Origin of the sequence: Amycolatopsis sp. cmx-4-54 (assembly GCF_046548895.1) — a bacterium.
Taxonomy (GTDB): Bacteria; Actinomycetota; Actinomycetes; order Mycobacteriales; family Pseudonocardiaceae; genus Amycolatopsis.
This window is the reverse complement of sequence record NZ_JAEBEJ010000007.1, coordinates 270,236-288,500: the sequence shown is the minus strand read 5'-3', so window position 1 is coordinate 288,500 and position 18,265 is coordinate 270,236. Positions and strand designations below refer to the sequence as shown.

General features: G+C 68.2%; 19 protein-coding genes. 9 read left to right on the top strand and 10 right to left on the bottom strand.

Going from position 1 to position 18,265, the window contains the following annotated elements; translation table 11 throughout:
* The first annotated feature begins 3 nt into the window (after nucleotides 1-3).
* Nucleotides 4-585 (top strand): adenylate kinase, encoded by a 582-nt coding sequence (locus ACLJQ7_RS24745; RefSeq protein ID WP_410650546.1) that lies wholly within the window; start codon nucleotides 4-6, stop codon nucleotides 583-585.
* Here ACLJQ7_RS24745 and ACLJQ7_RS24740 read toward each other — a convergent pair.
* The gene (locus ACLJQ7_RS24740; RefSeq protein ID WP_410650673.1) at nucleotides 582-1,037 is read right to left on the bottom strand and encodes a GNAT family N-acetyltransferase; all 456 of its coding nucleotides are present in this window, start codon (nucleotides 1,035-1,037) and stop codon (nucleotides 582-584) included. The genes ACLJQ7_RS24745 and ACLJQ7_RS24740 overlap by 4 nt on opposite strands.
* A 226-nt stretch (nucleotides 1,038-1,263) precedes the next feature.
* Here ACLJQ7_RS24740 and ACLJQ7_RS24735 point away from each other — a divergent pair, with 226 nt between their 5' ends.
* From ACLJQ7_RS24735 to ACLJQ7_RS24720, 4 genes are read left to right on the top strand one after another with little or no spacing between them, the layout of a single operon-like run.
* Complete coding sequence (locus ACLJQ7_RS24735; protein WP_410650545.1) at nucleotides 1,264-1,836, top strand: YbaB/EbfC family nucleoid-associated protein; 573 nt, start codon at nucleotides 1,264-1,266, stop codon at nucleotides 1,834-1,836.
* A complete protein-coding gene (locus ACLJQ7_RS24730; protein ID WP_410650544.1) occupies nucleotides 1,833-2,165 on the top strand; it encodes a type VII secretion target in 333 nt (110 codons plus the stop codon). Before ACLJQ7_RS24735 ends, ACLJQ7_RS24730 begins: the two co-directional genes overlap by 4 nt.
* Nucleotides 2,162-3,421, top strand: coding sequence for a hypothetical protein (locus ACLJQ7_RS24725; RefSeq protein ID WP_410650543.1), 1,260 nt, complete (start codon nucleotides 2,162-2,164; stop codon nucleotides 3,419-3,421). The genes ACLJQ7_RS24730 and ACLJQ7_RS24725 overlap by 4 nt, the downstream gene beginning before the upstream one ends.
* A 59-nt stretch (nucleotides 3,422-3,480) precedes the next feature.
* Complete coding sequence (locus ACLJQ7_RS24720) at nucleotides 3,481-3,858, top strand: RidA family protein (RefSeq protein WP_410650542.1); 378 nt, start codon at nucleotides 3,481-3,483, stop codon at nucleotides 3,856-3,858.
* A gap of 75 nt (nucleotides 3,859-3,933) precedes the next feature.
* Here the strand turns inward: ACLJQ7_RS24720 and ACLJQ7_RS24715 are convergent, their stop codons facing one another.
* On the bottom strand, nucleotides 3,934-4,638 hold the full coding sequence (locus ACLJQ7_RS24715; RefSeq protein WP_410650541.1) for an SDR family NAD(P)-dependent oxidoreductase: 705 nt from the start codon (nucleotides 4,636-4,638) through the stop codon (nucleotides 3,934-3,936).
* A gap of 84 nt (nucleotides 4,639-4,722) precedes the next feature.
* Between ACLJQ7_RS24715 and ACLJQ7_RS24710 the strand changes: the two genes are divergently transcribed.
* On the top strand, nucleotides 4,723-5,340 hold the full coding sequence (locus ACLJQ7_RS24710; RefSeq protein WP_410650540.1) for a TetR/AcrR family transcriptional regulator: 618 nt from the start codon (nucleotides 4,723-4,725) through the stop codon (nucleotides 5,338-5,340).
* A 542-nt stretch (nucleotides 5,341-5,882) separates the two neighbouring features.
* Here the strand turns inward: ACLJQ7_RS24710 and ACLJQ7_RS24705 are convergent.
* The 8 genes from ACLJQ7_RS24705 to ACLJQ7_RS24670 all read right to left on the bottom strand — a co-directional run bounded on the left by ACLJQ7_RS24705 (nucleotide 5,883) and on the right by ACLJQ7_RS24670 (nucleotide 13,981).
* A complete protein-coding gene (locus ACLJQ7_RS24705; RefSeq protein ID WP_410650539.1) occupies nucleotides 5,883-6,788 on the bottom strand; it encodes an SDR family NAD(P)-dependent oxidoreductase in 906 nt (301 codons plus the stop codon).
* A 67-nt stretch (nucleotides 6,789-6,855) separates the two neighbouring features.
* Entirely contained in the window at nucleotides 6,856-8,046 is a 1,191-nt protein-coding gene (locus tag ACLJQ7_RS24700) for an ATP-grasp domain-containing protein (protein WP_410650538.1), read from the bottom strand.
* Nucleotides 8,043-9,098 carry a cysteine synthase family protein gene (locus ACLJQ7_RS24695; RefSeq protein WP_410650537.1) on the bottom strand — a complete coding sequence of 352 codons (1,056 nt, stop codon included), beginning with the start codon at nucleotides 9,096-9,098 and terminating at the stop codon, nucleotides 8,043-8,045. The genes ACLJQ7_RS24700 and ACLJQ7_RS24695 overlap by 4 nt, the downstream gene beginning before the upstream one ends.
* Nucleotides 9,095-10,078 carry an ABC transporter substrate-binding protein gene (locus tag ACLJQ7_RS24690; RefSeq protein WP_410650536.1) on the bottom strand — a complete coding sequence of 328 codons (984 nt, stop codon included), beginning with the start codon at nucleotides 10,076-10,078 and terminating at the stop codon, nucleotides 9,095-9,097. Before ACLJQ7_RS24690 ends, ACLJQ7_RS24695 begins: the two co-directional genes overlap by 4 nt.
* On the bottom strand, nucleotides 10,075-10,863 hold the full coding sequence (locus ACLJQ7_RS24685; protein ID WP_410650535.1) for an ABC transporter ATP-binding protein: 789 nt from the start codon (nucleotides 10,861-10,863) through the stop codon (nucleotides 10,075-10,077). The genes ACLJQ7_RS24690 and ACLJQ7_RS24685 overlap by 4 nt, the downstream gene beginning before the upstream one ends.
* The gene (locus ACLJQ7_RS24680; RefSeq protein ID WP_410650534.1) at nucleotides 10,863-11,957 is read right to left on the bottom strand and encodes a FecCD family ABC transporter permease; all 1,095 of its coding nucleotides are present in this window, start codon (nucleotides 11,955-11,957) and stop codon (nucleotides 10,863-10,865) included. Before ACLJQ7_RS24680 ends, ACLJQ7_RS24685 begins: the two co-directional genes overlap by 1 nt.
* A complete protein-coding gene (locus tag ACLJQ7_RS24675) occupies nucleotides 11,938-12,678 on the bottom strand; it encodes a class I SAM-dependent methyltransferase (protein ID WP_410650533.1) in 741 nt (246 codons plus the stop codon). Before ACLJQ7_RS24675 ends, ACLJQ7_RS24680 begins: the two co-directional genes overlap by 20 nt.
* Before the next feature lie 301 nt (nucleotides 12,679-12,979).
* Nucleotides 12,980-13,981 (bottom strand): helix-turn-helix domain-containing protein, encoded by a 1,002-nt coding sequence (locus ACLJQ7_RS24670; RefSeq protein WP_410650532.1) that lies wholly within the window; start codon nucleotides 13,979-13,981, stop codon nucleotides 12,980-12,982.
* Nucleotides 13,982-14,536: 555 nt separating this feature from the next.
* Between ACLJQ7_RS24670 and ACLJQ7_RS24665 the strand changes: the two genes are divergently transcribed.
* Genes ACLJQ7_RS24665 through ACLJQ7_RS24655 form a run of 3 tightly spaced genes read left to right on the top strand, consistent with a single transcriptional unit; the run spans nucleotide 14,537 to nucleotide 18,244 of the window.
* Nucleotides 14,537-15,979 (top strand): FAD-binding protein, encoded by a 1,443-nt coding sequence (locus ACLJQ7_RS24665; protein WP_410650531.1) that lies wholly within the window; start codon nucleotides 14,537-14,539, stop codon nucleotides 15,977-15,979.
* Entirely contained in the window at nucleotides 15,957-17,057 is a 1,101-nt protein-coding gene (locus tag ACLJQ7_RS24660) for a Gfo/Idh/MocA family oxidoreductase (protein WP_410650530.1), read from the top strand. The genes ACLJQ7_RS24665 and ACLJQ7_RS24660 overlap by 23 nt, the downstream gene beginning before the upstream one ends.
* Nucleotides 17,054-18,244 carry a hypothetical protein gene (locus ACLJQ7_RS24655; protein ID WP_410650529.1) on the top strand — a complete coding sequence of 397 codons (1,191 nt, stop codon included), beginning with the start codon at nucleotides 17,054-17,056 and terminating at the stop codon, nucleotides 18,242-18,244. Before ACLJQ7_RS24660 ends, ACLJQ7_RS24655 begins: the two co-directional genes overlap by 4 nt.
* The last annotated feature ends 21 nt before the right edge of the window (nucleotides 18,245-18,265 follow it).

Below are 18,265 nucleotides of genomic sequence, written 5' to 3'. Positions count from 1 at the left end.
CCCATGGAGATCATCGGGCCCGCCGACGCGCTTCCCGCACACCGGATCCGGCGGGTCGCGGTGGCGGGCCCCGCGGGAGCCGGCAAGTCGACGCTGGCGCGAACCCTGTGTGAACGCATGGGGCTTCCGTTCGTGGAGTTCGAGTCCTTCTTCCACGCGCCGGGTTGGACGGTGCGGGAGACCTGGCAGGCCGACGTCCTGGAATTCATCAGCGGCGACGAGTGGGCCATCGAATGGCAGGGCGAGGAGGTCCGGGAGCGGATGACCGAGCGGCTGGACGTCCTGGTCTGGCTCGATCATCCGCGTGCGATGACGGTGGCACGCACGGTCGTCCGGACGCTCAAACGCCGGGTGGGGCGCGGCTCGAAGATCGCCGGTGGCAACGTCGAAGGCCCGCTGCGCACGTTCTTCACCGATCGCGACCACATCGTCAAGCTCGCCTGGCGCTACCACCCGATCATCCGGGCCCGCGTGCACAAGATCATCGCCGAGAACCGGTATCCGGACCTCGTCGTCGTCCGCCTGCGTGGTCAGCGCCAGGTCGATCGCTGGCTCGACGGGCCCCTCGCCCGCAACCTCCGCTAGCGGAGATCCCGCACGCGCCGCACCACGCCGCGTTCGATGCGCTCCACCGTGAAACCTTCGCGCTCGCAGAAGGCTCCCGCGCGTTCGTTCGCCCCGAAGTGCTCGGCGTACACCCGCTCGGCGTCCGCGGGCAACTGTCCGATGAGGACACCGAGCAGCCTCGCCCCCAGCCCGCCGCCGCGATGCCGGGGATGCACGTACAGCTTGCGGATCACGTACTCGTCACCGTCGCGGCCGCGCTGCCCGACACCGGCGAGGTGCCCGCCTTCGTCGGCGACCACGACCGAACCGCGGGCCACGGCGCCGGCGATGTCCGTGTCGTTCCAGCACATCCGCACCTGTCTGGCAGCGGCTTCTTCGCCGATCAACGGCGCGTAGTGGGCTCGGACATGTTCCTCGCCGAAGCGGCAGATGGCCATGACGTCGTCTCGGTCGGCTTTCCGCACGATCATCGTCCTGCCCCGATCTGCCACTCCCGAGGACCTTTCGGGCAGTTTCCGATCACCGGGGTTGTCCGGCCACGCGCCCGGTGGTAACGATACGGGCGAATCAGCTTGTGCCCTACCGGTCCACTGCGGAACCAGGACGGCCGGTCCAACCTCCGTGCTGGAAGCCGGGGGTGTTCCGCCTCGTCGACCTCTCGATCGTGATCCCATCCCAACCAGGCCAAGGCGACGCATGCAACCCAATTTCGACGCAGGTGAGGACTTCGCACTCCTTTTGGAGCGAGAGGCCAAGAAACTCGAGGAAAAAGCCAATGCCCTGACGGCCGCGTTCACCGCATCGGCCTCCACGGTGAGTTCTCCCGACGGTTCGGTGACGGTGACGGTCGAGGCCAACGGATCGCTGAGCGCGATCGAGTTCGGCAACCGGGCCACCGCGCTGGGACCGGCCCGGCTCTCCTCCCTGGTCATGCAGACGGTGCGCCAAGCCCAGCGCAGGACCGTCGAGAAGGTCACGGAGTCCTACACCGAGATCAACGGCGAAGACGAAGCCGCGCAGCTGGTCCGCACCTTCCTCCCGAAGGTGGAGGACGAGGAAAGCGCGCCGGACGACCCGCACCAGGACAAGTGGGCTCCGGAAGCGCACACCGAGCCTCCGCGTCCGCAGGCCGGGTTCCGCCCGCCGCCGCCGCAGACAGGCCCGCCGATGCCACCGCAGCCCGGCCGTCCCGTGCGGCCGCCGAACCCCCCGGCGCCGCGAACCCGGCGGCCCGCCAGCCCCGACGACGATGAAATGAGCCCGTGGTGAACGGATTCGGTGTCAAAACGGAACTCATGAACGAATTCGCCGGTCACCTCGGCGGACTCGAGGACGCGCTGCGGAAGAGCGCCGACATGGTGGGCAGCTGCGTGGCCGACCCCGGCATCTTCGGCATCTTCGGCGGCCAGATCTACGGCGCCGGCGCGAGCATGCACTGCGGGAAGGCGCGGGACCACCTGAACAAGTACTCCGAGAACGTGCAGGAGTTCGCGGACAGGGTGCGCGAGGCGGCGAAGATGTACGCCACCAACGAGCAGGAGGCGGAGAGGCTGATCACCGAGGCCGGTAAGGGTATCGACGAGGTGAAGGTCAAGTGAGCGACGAGTACCACCGGAACGACTTCGGGAACAACAGCGGCACCAAGGCCGACGACTTCAAGGACGAGAAGAACAACTTCCTCGCGGGCAGCGGCGACACCACGGGCGCGGGCTTCTTCGATTCCGCGTTCTCGCTGAAGAAGGCCGTCGACGAAGGGGACAGCCTCAGCATCGGGCTGGCCTCGGCGGGGATGGCGATCGAGATCCTCGGCATGGTCGCCGATCCGATCGGGTCGCTGCTCACCGCCGGGATCGGCTGGCTGATCGAGCACATCGTCATCTTCCGCTGGCCGCTGGACTTCCTGCTGGGCGACCCGAAGGGCATCGAGGCGGCCAAGACGGCGATCTATAAAGAGGCCGCCGAAGTGCGGGACTGGGCGAAGGACCACGGCGCCGCCACCAACAAGTTCATGGAGAAGTGGGAAGGCGAGGCCGCCGACACCTTCCGCGCCGACATGGAGGGCGTCGCCGCCCAGATCGACGCGCTCGCCGGGTACATCGAATTCGCCGGCAAGCAGATGGGGATCGCCGGTGCCGTCATCGGCGCGGTCCGCGGCATCGTCCGCGACATCATCGCCATGACGCTGGCAGGCATCCTCAAGGCCGCGATCGTGGCGGTGGCACTGGCGCCGGTCACCTTCGGCGGTTCGATCATCGCGGCGATCACCTCCATCATGACCACGGTCGGGGTGGCGATCGCCAAGATCGCCAAGCAGATCGCCGACGTCGCCAAGAAGCTCGCCGAGATGCTCAAGATCCTGGCGAAGACGCGCGGCGCGGCCGACGACGTCGTCAAGCTGACGCTCGGCGGCGGCAAGGTCACCCTGCCCAAGCCCAAACCCGCTGGTGGTACCCCGATGCCCGGCGGCAAGAAGCCGATCGAAGGCCCGCCCCCGAAGCCGGGCGACACCACGCCGGACGCGACGCCCGACGCTCCGAAGCCCAAACCGGAGAAGCTCGGCGACATACCCCCCAGGGTGGTGCGCGAGAAGCTGGCGAAGGAGTTGGATGGGCATCCCGACGCCGACAAGATCTTGAAACGGTACGACTACTGGACCAGCTTCCCGATCGGCGACCTGAAAACGAGGTTCCCCAAAGCGGCGGACGCGCTCGACAAGCTCGAGAAGGGGCTCAAAATCCTCAGTGACCCGACCTACGGCGCGTCGGGCATGGCCGGGAAGACCATCGTCGAGCTGACGAAGGCCATCCCGCCTGCCGCCAAGGAGGAGCCGCCGGAGGACGAGGAAGAGAAGTAAGGACAGGCGGCCCCGTATTTGTGTTTCGGTGCGGGGCCGCCTTGTGCTTTTGTTCGGTCATGACTGAACGGGTGAACATCTCTTCCGGCGGGGACTACGAGCCGGTCTTCGGCTACAGCCGGGCGGTGCGCGTCGGCGAGCACATCCACGTTTCCGGGACGACGGCGCGTGAGCCGGAACGCTCGGGTGACGCCTACGAGCAAGCCGCGGCCGTGCTTTCGCTCATCGAGACCGCGCTGCGCGAGGCCGGTTCCAGCCTGTCCGCCGTGGTGCGCACGGTCACCTACGTGACCGACATCAAGGACGCCGATCTGGTGGCGCGGGCGCACCGCGAAGCCTTCGCCGACGTGCTGCCCGCGGCCACCATGGTCGAGGTGTCGGCGTTGCTCGACCCGAAGATGAAGGTCGAGATCGAGGCCTACGCCGTCGAGAAGTAGCTCAGCCGCCGTGGTCGGGGCCCGGTATCGGAAGCCGCCGTGACACACGGTCTTCGGTGCCGGGCGCGACGACGGTCACCTCCCGAAGGACCCGACCAGCGCTTCCGGCGTTTCACGCGTCGCGTAGAGCTTCCAGAAGGCGTCGGCGAAGACGTCCGGGTGGACCACCTCGGGCTCGAAGTCCAAGGGGTTCGCGGTGAGCGCCCGATGCGGCACGCTGCCCTCGATCAGCGCGCCGACGTTGACGGCCCCGGCGTAGACCCCCTTCTCCGCGAGCACGGCGTTCAGGTTGTGGAAATAGTTCCGCAGCCCGGCCTGCGCCATCCCGACGTTGCCGAGGAAGGGCGCCGGATGCAGGCCGGATTGCCCGGCGGTGAACAGGATCGCGCCGTCGCCGCGTTCGGTCATATCCGGCAGTACGGCCCGCACGAGCGCCACCGCGGACACCAGGAAGCGGTCCAGGATGAGCCGGAGGTTCTCCGGATCCACGTCGAGCACCGGCACGATGCCTTCCCCCATGGTCCCGCCGCCGGGGTTGAACGCCACCGCGTCGATCCGGCCGATGGCGGCGACGGCGGCCGCGATCTGCGCCGGTTCGTAGACGTCGGCGACGAACCCGCTCGCTTCGATGCCATCGCCGTCGAGTTCGGCGACGAGCGCGTCGAGGTTTTCGGTGGTGCGCGAGACAAGGGCGATACGGAAGCCCTCGCGGCCGAAGCGACGCGCGAGCGAAAGCCCCAGCACCGGTCCGGCGCCGAAGATCGCGAGTGTCCTGGTCATATGTCCTCCCGAGACTTAAGTTGAGGGTCTCCTCAACTTATACCCTTAACTTGAGGACACCTTCAACTTGACTACGATGGCGTCATGACCAAACCCCTGCGGAAGGACGCCCAGCGCAACCGCGACCTGCTGGTCGAGGCCGCCAGGGGGCTCTACGCGGAACGCGGCCTCGACGTCGCGCTCGAAGAGATCGCCAAGACCGCGGGCGTCAGCATCGGCACGCTCTACAACCACTTCCCCCAGCGCGCGGATCTGGTGAACGCCGTGTTCGCCGACCGGACCGAGACCGTCGCGAAGCTGGCCGAACACGCGCTTTCCCTCGACGACGCCTGGCTCGGCTTGACCTCCTTCGTCGAACGGGTCTGCGAATTGCAGGCCGCGGATCGCGGCTACAACGAACTCGCCTCGGCACGTCCGCCGCAGACCGAAGACCTCGAACGCGGCTACGAACTCATGACCCGGATCGTCGAACGCGCGAAGGAGAGCGGCGACCTGCGCGCGGACTTCACCCTGGAGGACATGGCCTTCGTGACCTGGGGGATCGCGCGTACCGTGGAGGCGACCGCGGTCGTCCGGCCGGAGGTCTGGCGCCGCCATCTCGCGCTGCTGTTCGACGGAATGCGGGCGCAGGTCGCGAATCCGCTGCCGGAGCCGCCGCTGCGACCCGGGGAACTGGCCCGGATCATGGGCGGCTGCGGCTGAGGACGCGCCCACTTCCCCGACTCGTTTGCGGCGAGGACGGTTCACTTGCGGGCAGGGCAACCGTGTCGGGGTCGTGGGTGGCGATTCGGGTTCTATTGAGGGGTCGTGAGTGATAAGGCCTGCCACAGGCTGTTTTCGATCACGACGCCAACTGTCCATAAAGGACCCTGAGGCCTCTCCGCGTGTCCGGTTGGGCGTTTTGCGCGGGGGTCGTGAGTGGTAATGGTCGTTCTAACGCTCTTAATCACTCACGACCCCGCCGCCTGAATACGCAAAGCAGTCAAATCGGGCACCGATGCCGAACTCCAGTCCCTTGTGGACAGAGTTGACCGCGTCAGGCCTTATGACGCCCGGGCCGCTCCGACGGCTTCAAGACCCGACACGTTCGCCTTACCTCTCAATAAGCCTCATTGCCACTCACGCCCCCCCCCGCACAAAATACGCAAAGTAGTCAAATCGGGCACCAAAGATCACACTTCGGTCCCTTGTGGACAGCCATCGTCGTGTCGGGTCTTTGCGACGGCCGGGCCCCCCGAATGACGTCAGGCGGGCGGGGTGAACCCGGGCGGCATGGCCATCGGCCGCCCGGTGTTCAGGCCGCCGTCGACGAGCACGGAAGTCCCGGTCAGGTAGGCGAAATCCGGTGACGCCAAAGCGAGGACGGCCGCAGCGATCTCCGCGGGTTCCCCCATCCTGCGCAAGCCGTGGACGTTCAACGGCCCCCAAGCCTTTTTGAACTCCGCCCACAGGTCGTCCGGGATACCCGGCGGCCGCACCAACCGGGTGTCGACCGTTCCCGGATCGATCGAGAACACCCGGATTCCTTTAGCGCCGTAGTCCAGCGCGGCCGCGCGCACCAGGCCTTGCACGGCGCGTTTGCTCGCGGTGTAGGCGGCGTGTCCCGGTCTGGTCTGGTCGGCCTGCGCCGACGCGGTGCAGACGATCACCCCGCCGCCGGCCTTCAGCAGATGCGGCACCTCGTGCTTGATCGAGAGGAACACGCCGCGCGTGTTGGTGCGCTGCACGTCCTCCCACTCGTCGAGGGAGATCTCGTGCAGCGGCTTGCCGAGGTGGATCCCGGCGTTGTTGAACGCGATGTCGAGCCTGCCGTACCGCCGGACGACGCCGTCCACAAAGGACTGAACCTGTTCGGGGACCCGGACGTCCGCCCGGAGGTAGGTCGCTTCCCCGCCCGCGCGCCGGATCTCCCGCTCGACCTCACGGCCGAGCTGTTCCCGCCTGCCGCAGAAACCGACCTTCGCGCCGGCCGCGGCGAAGGCGATGGCCGCCGCACGGCCGATCCCCGACGTCGCCCCCGTGACGAGGACGACCTTGCCCGCGAACCGCCGCCGGTCTTCCCCCGCCGTGGCCGTGTTCGCCGCCAGCATCGTGACGCCGGCCGCCACCGCGCCACCGAGCACCGCACGCCTGCCCACTGTTCCGCCCACGATTCCCTCCAGATGGATAGTCATACTTTCCAAAACAGAAGGTAGGGCTATCCATCTGAGAGAACCCTCAAGAATCGATCTCCGGCGTGATCCCGCCCGCCGCGGCCAGCGCGCGATGCAGCGCCAGCTCCGCCGTCGGCCCTTCGGCGAGGACGATCCCGGTGCACGACCGCTGATCCGCGAGATACCGGATCTCGTCGCCGGGGCTCGCCGTCGGATACCACTCCGGCGAGCCGGGCAGGCCGGGCAGCCTGTCGAGCCCCGACCAGCCCTTCAGCACGCCTTCCTCGGCCGGGTACGCCAGGACGAACCCGACACCCGGGCCTCCGCTGAACTCTTGGGTGAGCAAGGCGGGTTCCTCGCCCAGCGCCATGGCGATCATCGCGGAATAGACGTTTGTGCCCAACGACCGGCACAACGCCTCGCCGAGCATCGCCCCGCCGATCCGGATGTTGATCTCGACGACCTCCGGGCCATCGGCGGTGAGCACGAATTCGGTGTGCGCGAAGCCCTGGTCGTGTCCGGCGACCTTGAGCACCCTGCCGATCCAGTCCGCCAAGCCCGCGTACTCGGCCGCGGGGAAGGCCACCGGGAACGCGGCGGCCTCCTCACGCCGCACCGGCTCGGGCGACAACTGGCGGGAGAGGATCCCGAGCAGTCGGGTCCTTCCTTGCCAGGTCACGGTTTCCGCGCTGTAGAGCGGACCGGCGAAATACGGCTCGGCGATCAGATGCCCCTTGAGCGGCGTGGTCTTCGCCTCCAGTCTGGCTCGTTCGAGTTCGGCCTGGTCACGAACGAGCCACACGCCCCGTGACGACGTTCCCGAAGAATCCTTGACCACCAAAGGAAAACCGAGTTCTTCGGCGACCATGACCGGTACCGGCCTGCCGCGCGTGAGCCCGTGTTCGTACAACCGGTCGCGCACCGCGCCCTTGTCCCGCAGCACCCGCACGGCGGCCGCGTCCGGCCCGGGCAGGCCGAGCCGGGCGGTGAGTTCCGCGCCGGGCAGCGCCCACGTGTCGGTCGAGTTGATGATCCCGGCGAGGTCCGGGATGGCGCGCAACACGGTTTCACAGGCCGCGATGTCGGTGGTGTCGATGTCGACGACCTCGACCCGGTCCGGCCCGAGCGTGCCGAGTTCGTAGCGGTAGATGTCGCGATTTCCGGTGAACAGCACCAGCTTCCGCCCGGCCTCCGCGGCCGCGTCGGCGAGCCTGCCCAGGCCGAAGGTGAGCGCTTCCAACAGGACGACGGTCACGACACCCGCTCCTTCCGGTACAACGGCTGTACGGGTATCCCGAATCGGCGGCGGCTCCAGTCCATCGCCGCCCACGGCAGGGCGAGTTCGTCCAGTGAGGCGATCTCGCGCGGCGCGAGGCCGGACGGATCGACGGCTTCCCGATGCCGGGCGAAAACCCTTGTCGTGTAGCGATGTCCGGTGTCCGCGCCGATCACGACATGGGTCCGATCCGGATTCCGCGCCGCCTCCCAGCCCGCGACGAGATACGCCGCACCGGTGGAAAGCCCGGCGAACACGGCGTGCTCGCGCATCAGGCCGATGGTGGCGGCCATCGCGTGCACGAAGTCCAGCCAGTGGATCCGGTCGTACAGCGCGTGATCCACGTTGCCGAACGGGATGGCGGAACCGATACCCGCGATGATCGCGTCCGGATCGGTGAACCGTTCGCTGCCGAAGGTGACACTGCCGAACGGCTGGACCCCGGTCAGGCGGACGTCCGGATCGCGTTCGCGCAGCGACCGCGCGATCCCGCCGGTCGACGCGCCGGTGCCCACACTGCCGACGACGGTGAGCGGCCCGGACGGCAGCGCGCGGGCGACCAGATCGGCGACCTCGGCGTAGCCAAGGTAGTGCACGGGGTCGTGGTACTGGCGCATCCAGTGCATGTCCGGATGACGTTCCAGCAGTTCGTGCACGCGGGCGACGCGGCGCCGCTGGTCGAGGCGGAGGTCGTCCGACGGCGGCATCTGGTCCACCGTCGCGCCCAGGATCTCCAGCTGCGACCGCATGGTGAGGTCGACGGTGGTGGACGCGACGATATGACAGCGCAGGCCGTAACGATGACAGGCCATCGCCAGCGCGAGCGCGTAGATCCCGCTGGAGCTGTCGATCAGCGTCTGTCCTTTTCGGACGGTACCGTCGGCGAGCAGCGACCGGACCGCGCCGAGCGCCGCGTAGACCTTCAGGGTCTCGAAGCGGATCAGCACGATGTTCGGTTCGAGCCGGATCAACGCGGGCGTCTTGATCGCGTCGGTGACGTGGTCGTGGACCAGCGCGGACATCGCGGTCACCGGCCGATCGAGCGCAGATACGCGGCCAGCGACTCGGCGCCCGCCGCGTTGCGCGGGCCGCTCACGAGGTCCCCGTAAGAGATGATGTGGAACCGGTTGTCGCGCACGGCGGGCGTGTTCTTCAGCTGCGGCGCCGATTTGATGAACGCGATCTTGTCCTGCGCGGGCTGGTCGGCGTAGTCCACCACGACGATCACCTCAGGTTCGGTCTTGACCACGGCTTCCCAGCCGACGCTCCCCCAGCCGTCCGGCAGGTCGCGGAAGACGTTCGTCCCGCCCGCGGCGTCGATGATGTCGTTGGGAGCGGCGTGTTTCCCGGACGTGAACGGCTGGTCGGTACCGGAGTCGTAGACGAACACCTTGACGGGCGGTGTCTTCGGCGCTCCGGCGCGGACCTTGTCGAAGCGTCCCTTGAGTTCCGTGACCAGTTCGTCGGCCCGCTGGCGGACGCCGAAGATGTCGCCGAGATTGCGCAGGTCGGTGTAGAGCGCCTCGAGTGGCGTCACTTCCTGTTTCGCGGTGGGGTACTCCCAGCAGGTCTCGGTGTGCAGGTAGCTCCGGATGCCGACCTGTTCCAGCAGTTTCGGGGTGATCCCGCGTTCCTCGCTGAACCCGGAGTTCCAGCCCGCGATCACCCAGTCCGCCTTGGCGTTGACCAGGATTTCGCGGGTGACCCGCGAGGTGCCGAGCCGCTCGACCTTGGCGTAGTCGTCCTTCCACGGCGAACCGGCGATCGACGGGTCGCCGAGCGAATTCATCACGTAGCCGCGCATCCGGCCGGCGAGCCCGAGCGCGAACATCTTCTCGGCACCCGAAACGTCGTAGGCGACGGGACGTTGCGGTGCCGGGAAGGCGACCTGCGCGCCGCAATTGCTCACCGTGGCCTGTGCCGGCGCGGTCGGTCCGGCCTCGACCTGGGCACCGCAGGCGCTCAGGAGCAGTGCCGCGGCGAAGAGCGCGGTCACCCTGGACGGCTTCATCGTGTGATCCCCTCGGTTTCATCGGCGGGAAGGTCGTAGAGCAGTTGGAGCGCCCCGGTCACGGGGTGGGTCACCTGGGTGACCTCGACGCCGAACACGGCGCGGACCGTTCCGGGGGTGAGCACTTCGGCCGGGGTCCCGCAGGCGGCGAGCGATCCGCCGCGCAGCAACGCGATCCGGTGGCAGACGGCGGCGGCGAGGTTGAGGTCGTGCAGCGCGACGAGCACGGTGAGCCCGCAGTCACGCAGGAATTTCAGCAGTTCCACCTGGTGGCGGACGTCGAGGTGATTGGTCGGCTCGTCGAGCACCAGCACCTCCGGTTCCTGCACGAGCGCCCTCGCCACCAGCACCCGCTGCCGTTCGCCGCCGGACAGCGTCAGCACACTGCGCTGGGCGAGATGGGTGATGTCCATGCGCCGCAACGCTTCCCGGCACAGCGCGCGTTCGCGGGCCGACAGCCGGAGATTGCCGCGCTGATGCGGCGACCGCCCGAGCGCGACGACCTCCTCGACGGTGAAGTCCAGATCCGCCCGGCTGTCCTGGGTGAGCGCGGCGATCCGGCGGGCGGTGTCGCGCAACCCCTGCTCGGTGAGGTCGGTCCCGTCGAGCAGGACCGCGCCGCCGGACGGCGACAGCGCCCGGTAGACACAGCGCAACGCCGTCGATTTGCCGCTCCCGTTGGGGCCGAGAAGGCCGACGACCTCGCCCGCGCCGACGTCCAGGCACAGCTCGCGGATCAGCGCCGTCCCGGCCACCTCGACGGAGAGTTCGCGCAGTGACAGCATCAGCGACCTCCGAACGCGTAGCCGCGGCGCCGCATCACGACGAGGAACACCGGAACGCCGATGAGCGCGGTGATCACGCCGAGCGGCAGTTCCTCGGGGGCGACGAGCGTGCGGGCGAGCAGGTCGACCCACACCAGGAAGACCGCGCCCACCAGCGGCGCGAGCGCCAGCACCCGGCGATGCCCCGAGCCGGCGATCATCCGCACCACATGCGGCAGGACCAGCCCGACGAATCCGATCGACCCGCTGACCGCCACCAGCAGACCGGTGACGACCGCGGTGAGCAGGAAGAGCCAGCGGCGCAACGCGGCCGCGTCGGTGCCGAGGCTCATCGCGGTCTCGTCGCCCATGGACAGGACGTCGAGCGCGGTGCCGTAACGCAGCAGGACCACGACGGCGACGGCCACCCCGAGCGCGGCCAGCGGCAGGGACGCCCACGTCGCCGCGCCGAGGCTGCCGAGCAGCCAGAACAGCACGGTCTGCGCGGCCTGGCCGTTCGGCGACAGGTAGACGAGCACGCTCATCACGGCCTGGAAGGCGTACGTGAGCGCGACCCCGGTGAGCACGAGACGCAACGGCGTCAGGCCGAATTTGCTGCGGGCGGCGAGATAGACGATCGCCGTCGCGCCGAGGGCGCCGAGGAAGGCGGCCGTCGACAGCGCCAGCACGCCGAGCCCGGCGAACAGGCCGAACACCACGACGGCGGCGGCGCCGACCGAGGCGCCCGACGAGATCCCGAGCACGAACGGATCGGCGAGGGCGTTGCGGACCAGGGCCTGCACCGCGACGCCGACCACCGCGAGCCCCGCCCCGACCACGGCCGCCAGCAGCACCCGCGGGGTGCGGACCTGCCAGACGATCGAGTACCCGGTGACCTCGTCGCCGGTGATGATGCCGCCGGTGATCGCCTTTCCCAGGTAGCGCAGGACATCCGTGAGCGCGACCGTGGTCGGGCCGAGCGCGATGCCCGCGATCAGCGAGATCAGGAGCGCGGCCGACAGCAGGATCACCGGGCCGGTGAGCCGGAGCGGACGCGCGGTGTCGTCGTCCGGTTCCGCGAAGAGGCGGAGAGGTTCAGCCGTCACGTTCACCACGCACGATCAGGCGGCGCGCGTGGTTGTCGTACGGCGAGCCGTCGAAGTCACCGAAGCACTCGACGCCGGTGAAGCCCGCCGTCTCGAACAGCCCCTTCAGTTCCGCGGCGCTGTACAAGAAGGACAGGATCGACGCCTGCTTCGCCTCGCCGTCGCGGACCAGGGTCCAGTCGGTCCTGAGCCGCGTCCAGTCGTCGAGAATGGTGTCGCGCATGAACACCGTCCCGCCGTCGACGTCGACCGCCTTCGGACGGCCGACCCAGCCGGCCAGCACCTCCTTGCCGAGTACGTCGACCAGCAGCCTGCCGCCGGGCGCGAGACTGGCGTAGGCGTTTCGCAGCACCGTGAGGTTGTCGCCGGGCTCGGTGAAGTAGCCGAACGACGTGTACATGTTGATGATGAGGTCGTATGCGGCGGGTTCGGTGTATTCGAGCATGTCGGCCTGGATCAGCTTCGCGACGACTCCCGCGTTTTCGCAGGCTTCGCGGGCGCGTTCGAGCATCGCCGGGCTGAGGTCGACGCCGGTCACGTCGGCGCCCCTCTTCGCCAGCGGCACGACGTGGATCGCCGGGCCGCACGCCAGATCGAGCACCTTCGCGCCGTCGGCGACTTCGAGCAGCGGTGACGTGGCCGTCAGGCGGTCGGCCTCCTCGGCACGGCTGGGCGGGAACATCACGTCCGCGAAGCCGACCCACAGGTCGTCGTCCTCGTACCAGTGCATCTTTCTCCGCTCGCCGGGCCACATGATTCAGCCCCACAAGTCGTCGAAAGGTCGTCTTCGGTTCCCGGATCCGCCACCTTTCTCGTGGAGTGATCACGGGCGGCGCTTTCGGGGCGGTCCGTGAAGGCCCCCTTCCTTGCGCTAGGCGCAAGGAAGGGGGCCTTCATGTACTTGCCAAGGTGTGAAGGTCGAGTTTCCTCGGCTGAGCCGAGGGAAGGGGTCCTTCACGCGCGGACGCTGGTGCCGGGGAGAGCGGCGCCCCTGAAGGTAGTGACCCGAACGCCACTCACGACCACCCCGCTCACGGCGGCGGGATCAGATCGATGAGGAACGTCTGGTCGGGCGCTCCGGAACAACGCTCCCGCACGACCTCCGTACCCGCGACGGTGTCCAGGTCGCGCAGGCCGAGGCACTGGCTGGTGCCGACGGGCCGGATGACGAACCGTCCCGGCTCCGCCGGGCCCACCGAGGCGATGGTGAACAACTGGTCCATACCATCGTCGTCGCAGTCGTCGCGGGACTCGATCAGGTCGTGCCCCAGCCCTTCGTTCACCACCGTGAGGCAGCCGACCCCGGTCTCCGGATGGTGCCACTGGAACTGCACGGCGTTCTCCTCCCCGACGGGATCGATGAACAGGCGCGGCGCCGCGTCACCACCGCAGATCTGCTGGGCCACGACGGCACCGGAATAGAGCCTGGTCCGGTCCCTCCCCTCGGCGAGACAGAAGCCGGGAGACCGGGCGGGCCGGATCTGCGCCCAGCTGCCCACTTCCCGCACGTCCAGCCCCGGCACCACGGCCGCGGTTTCCTTGGCCTTCGAGGACGCGCCGAACGACCGCGTCAGATAGCCCAAGGTCCCGACCAGGACGATGCTCACGATCGCGGCCACGATCAGCGGCCCGCGCCACCGCCGCCGGGGTCGCGATTGCGGCTCGGGCTCCGGCGGCGGGACGACTTCCATCTTCGTCTCGTCGGCGGACCGCGGTGGAGCCCCCATCGCGATCCGTGTCCGGGCGTCGAGCCACCGCCGTATCTCTTCGTCGTTCAGTCCGCACGCGCGCGTGAACGTCTCGACGAACGATTCGCGAGGCAGTGTGGTGCGGCCGAGAGTGGTCGCGACCGTACTCGCCGGAAGTGTTCCCCCCAGTTCTTTCGCCCGTCCGGCCAACTGCCGATAAGTCAATCCGGACCATGTTCTCAATACACGCAGTGCTGCTGTGAACTCAGCCGGTGAAGCCGTCGAGTCCGGCGGATGAACCGTCGCCGGCGACTCCCCGTCGTCGCCCCCCTCATCAACGATCATCGCTCTAGATTGACTGAGCGGATCTCAGCGGCGATACCGCCATTCAGTGGCGCCGGAAACCGCTGTTCGGACCACTCGAACAATTTCGAACAAGGCCGAACTGGCCGAAGGTTGCCCCTGCGCTGGTCAGGAAGTCAGGCTGACCCCAGTCGGCCTCACCACCGGCCGAACCTGGGGAGGCCCGGGAAAACCGGGCCGAAGAAAAATGAGCGAACCAGAGGCATCCGCACGATCATCGTCAAGGGCGACGGTGAACCCGGCGGAAACTCCTGGTTCATCTCGGAAGGCATCCACTGAAATCTCTGTCCTGAAAGACCGGATGACGCCGGCATCGCCCGTATGGGGCGGTCGATGCGCTGATTCCGACGAAAGACCCTCGTGCGCCGCACATCTGAGCACACGCGAGGCGTGAACGCTGCGATTCCCGCAGTGAACCGGCGGTTCGGCGCCCGTTCGAGGGCATCACCATTCGCCATGCCCGCAAGCGGCATGGCTCGGTCCGTTCGAACCCGGTCGTCCCTGAATGACGAACATCGGATTTGTGGAGCGTTGCTGATGGATAACGGGAAAAATGCCGTCGCCGAAAGGCAGGTAGTCATCGTCGGCGCCGGTAATGCGGGCCTCTGCGCGGGAATAGCCGCACTACAGGCGGGCGCGACGGCGGTCACCGTCCTCGAAGCCGCACCGAAACAATTACGCGGCGGGAACAGTTCCCTGACCAGGACCATGCGTTTCTCCTGGCCGGGAAGCCCATTCATCGCCACCCTGTTACGGGAGGCGGACAACGGCCGGGCCGACGAGATAGTGGACGGCCGGTCCGGGTACACCGACGAGCAGTACCTTTGCGATTGGCTGGCGGTGTCCGGCGACCAGGTGGACGTCGCCCTCATCGAATCGATCATCCGCCGTTCGACGGACACGATCACCTGGATGCGCGACTTCGGCCAGCGCTGGGCCCCGAGACCGACCCCGCTGCCCGGTGACGTGCCGATCGTCCTCGACGGCGGCGGTCAGAGCCTGCAGGACCGGAACTTCGACCGGTTCGAACAGCTCGGGGGAACGGTCTTCTACGACAGCGCGGTCACCGTCTTCGAGAAGACCGCCGACGACCGGTATCTGCTCCACGGTTCCGGCCCCGCGTTCCCGATGCTCGCCGACGCGCTGGTGCTGGCGTCGGCAGGCTTCGAGGCGAACACCCGGCTGCGTGAACGCCACCTCGGCGTGGAGTGGCGGGACGTGAAGCTGCGCGGCGTTCCGTTCAACGAAGGCGCCCCGCTGGCGGCGGCCATCGGCATCGGCGCCGACACCGCGGGCAACTGGGAGAAGTGCCACACCACGCCGCAGGGCGTCAACCTGCCCGACCACATGCTGCCGGGGCAGATGCACAAATCCCATGGCCTCGCCCGCTACGCCTTTCCGCTGGGCGTCGTGGTCAACCGGGAAGGGCGACGGTTCTTCGACGAATCAGGCGGCTACAGCAACCTCACCTACGTCACGCTGGGCCAGAAGATCCAGGAACAGCCCGGAAAGATCGCCTTCCAGATCTTCGACGACAAGGTCGTCTCGGCGGGCGCGCTCCCGAAGGGCTACGTCGGTGACCCGGCGTCGGTGTCCGTCTCCTCGCTCGAAGAAGGCGCCCGGCGGCTCGGCATCGACGCGGCGAACCTGACCGCCGAAGTCCAGCGGCTGCACGCCGGCCAGGCGGAGAAACGTCTCGACACGCCTCCGTTCCTGTTCGTTCCGGTGGTCTGCGGGCTGACCTTCACCTACGGCGGGTTGTCCGTGACCCCGGACGCCGAGGTGCGCGGCGGTGGCGAACCGATCAGCGGCCTCTACGCGGCTGGCGTGATCGTGGGCGGTCTTTACGACCAGGGCTATCCGGGCGGCACCGGCCTGATGGCGGGCGCCGTGCTGGGCCGGGCGGCGGGCACGTCCGCCGCCCGGCACGCCATCCGGTCACGGGAAGGGGAAGCCCGTGTCGGCACCGTCGCTGGTTGAGAAGACCATCGTGATCGTCGGGCTCGGCAAGATCGGCTCGCTGTACGCCGCGTGTTACGGACAGGCGGGGCACCGCGTCCGCACCGTGGACCTCGGCGACGGCGCCGACTGGGAGCGGGTGGCGCAGGTGCCGGATCCCTCGGCGGTCGACGCCTGGGTGGTCGCCACCCCGACGGCGACCCATCTCGCGGTCGTCGACGAGATCCTGCGGCGGCAGCCCGATGCCCGGATCCTGCTCGAGAAGCCGGCCTGCTACCCGGACGACCTCGCCGGTCTCGGCCACACGGCCCGGCGCCACCCCCGTGCCCGGATCGTCGTCAACGACGTGTATTCGCACAGCGAAGCCGTGCGGCGCTTCGCGGCGTCGGTGCGGGAACTCGCCGTCTTCGATCCGATCAGGAAGATCACCGTCGAATTCACCAAGAACCGGGAATTCGACGTCGCGAACGGCAGGTTCGTCGACACCCGGTACGGAGAGGCCGGTTACGAGGGCTTCCACATGTTGAGCATCCTGCGCGCGATCCTCCCGTCCGCGGCGTACCGGAGGTATCTGCGCACGGTGCCGTCTTCGGTGACGGCGGAGATGCGGGTGCGGACCATGGTGCCCGGCATCCCTGAGGTCGAGCTCTACACGTCGTCGATCGGTGCCATCGCCTTCCCCGAGCTGGCCGGATTCGCCTTCCCGGAACGGGTTTCCCAGGACTTCATCGCCCCTTCGGTGATCCCGTACGGGTCCGAGTTCCGGTACCGGTTCACGGACGTCGAACTCTTCTCCGGGAAGCACGTCACCCTGGTCTTCGAACCGTTCTTCGGCGCGGATCCCGATCACAAGAACATCCACGCCGTCCACATCCGGAACGCCGCCGCCCCGGCGCGCCATTTCCTGATCGCCGTCAACCATTTCAAGGAGGCACTTCTGACCCAGCTCGACCTTTTGCAGCACCTCGACGAGGGCACCACGGTGGTCCGCCCCGCCGAGCACCGGTTCCTCGCCGCGCTTGGCTCGGCGATGTTCACCGGAACCTTCCCGCAGACAACGGAAAACGAGAAGTTCGCACGGATTGGGAGCGAAGCATGACGCGAAGCATCGAGGATCTTTCGGCCCTGTTGCGGCCGGCCAAGGACATGCTGCCCGAGGTCTCGGACCGCGAGGTGGCGCTGGCCGAGGTCACCGGCCAGGTCAAGAACGACGACACCGCCCGCGCGCTGTTCGCGAAGGTGTGCCGGTTCGAGGCACCCTACACCGCGAGCTGGATCCACGGCCCCGGTGACGAATCCCCTTACCTGTCCTTGGAACTGGCCGCGTCGTCGCTGGACGACGACCGGTATCGCGCCCTGCTCGCCGACGTCGTGCTGTCGACGTCGACCTCCATCCCTTACGACTACCGGGCTTTGGCCGCGGAAAGGCTCGTCCAGGCCGGAACGGGCGAGTACGCCGGCGCCCTCCAGGAGGTCGTGGACTCCTACGAACCGTTGCCTGCCCGAGGGCTGCAGGCGAAGATCGCCGTCCCCACCGACGGCATCGACCACCTCTTCGACATCCCCGAAACGGTGACCGGCAGGCTCAACCTCCTGATCGCGGCCAGCCGGGCGAAAACGCTGGAGAGCAGGCACATGCTCGCCGTGCGGATCCTCGCGAACGGTGTCCTGCCCTCGGAACCGGCCGGCGAGCCGGAGCGGCTGATCCTCGAAGACGTCGGGACGAGCATGGTGGCGGCGTCGGACTACCTCGTGCCGTGGGACCAGGAATTCCCCGGTGAGCACGGATCCGGCCTCACGCTCGCGGAACTGGTGCGCATCACCTTGATGTGCGGGGAATTCTCGCTTCCGGACACGACCGTGCGGCCGATCCTGGTCGACTTCTACCGCTCGGTGCTGCGCACCTGCGGCCGCTCGATCATCGGCCTGGCGGCGGGTGTGTTCCATGTGGAGCACGGCACGCTCGCCACGCCTTCGTACTACTACCAGGGCCGTGACGCGATTCTCGGCAAGGGCTGCGTGATCGACTGCGTCGGCGGGGCCGTGCTGCAGGCGGGTTCGTTCCTCGGCGGCGGTTACATGCCGATCCTGATCCACACCCACAAGCACATCCGCAAGGGCGGCCAGGCCGCAGCCTCGGAGCGGAAGCAGATCCTCCCGTGCGTCTTCGCAGCGGAGGCCGGCGCCCGCTACCCGATGGACGCCATCGGCCTGTTCGAAACGGTGGACTACCTCGGCAAGGAGACCCCGTACGAGGGGATCAGGGCCATCCCGCACGCCGAGTGACACCAGGCTTTTCCGGCTGAA